Annotated in this window: 1 protein-coding gene; it reads left to right on the top strand. The window is 46.7% G+C overall.

From position 1 onward, the window contains the following. A partial coding sequence (locus K6V48_RS11650; RefSeq protein WP_222369859.1) for a hypothetical protein occupies nucleotides 1-876 on the top strand: 876 nt, incomplete at both ends.

Below are 876 nucleotides of genomic sequence, written 5' to 3'. Positions count from 1 at the left end.
GCTGATGCAGAGACTGATGTTGATACTGACTCAGATGCTGATACTGATTCAGACGCTGACGCAGATACTGATGCTGACTCAGACGCTGATGCAGAGACTGATGCTGACTCAGATGCTGATACTGAAACTGATGTTGATTCAGACGCTGATGCTGATTCAGACGCTGATGCAGAGACTGATGCAGAGACTGATGCTGACTCAGATGCTGATGCAGAGACTGATGTTGACTCAGACGCTGATGCAGAGACTGATGTTGATTCAGACGCTGATGCTGATTCAGACGCTGATACTGATGCTGATGCAGAAACTGATGTTGATTCAGATGCTGATGCAGAAACTGATGCTGACTCAGATGCTGACGCTGATGCAGAGACTGATGCTGACTCAGATGCTGATACTGAAACTGATGTTGATTCAGACGCTGACGCTGATACTGACGCTGATTCAGATGCTGATGCAGAAACTGATGTTGATTCAGACGCTGATGCAGAGACTGATGCTGACTCAGATGCTGACGCTGATTCAGACGCTGATACTGAAACTGATGTTGATTCAGACGCTGATGCAGAAACTGATACTGATTCAGATGCTGATACTGATTCAGACGCTGATACTGATGCAGACGCTGACGCTGATGCAGAGACTGATGTTGATACTGACTCAGATGCTGATACTGATTCAGACGCTGACGCAGATACTGACGCTGATTCAGATGCTGATGCAGAAACTGATGTTGATTCAGACGCTGATGCTGATGCTGACTCAGATGCTGATACTGATTCAGACGCTGACGCAGATACTGACGCTGATTCAGATGCTGATGCAGAAACTGATGTTGATTCAGACGCTGATGCAGAGACTGATGTTGATACTGAC

Origin of the sequence: Streptococcus suis, assembly GCF_019794555.1 — a bacterium.
GTDB classification, from domain to species: domain Bacteria; phylum Bacillota; class Bacilli; order Lactobacillales; family Streptococcaceae; genus Streptococcus; species Streptococcus suis_AB.
Note: the sequence above shows the minus strand (reverse complement) of the source record. Positions and strands in the feature narration are given on the sequence as shown.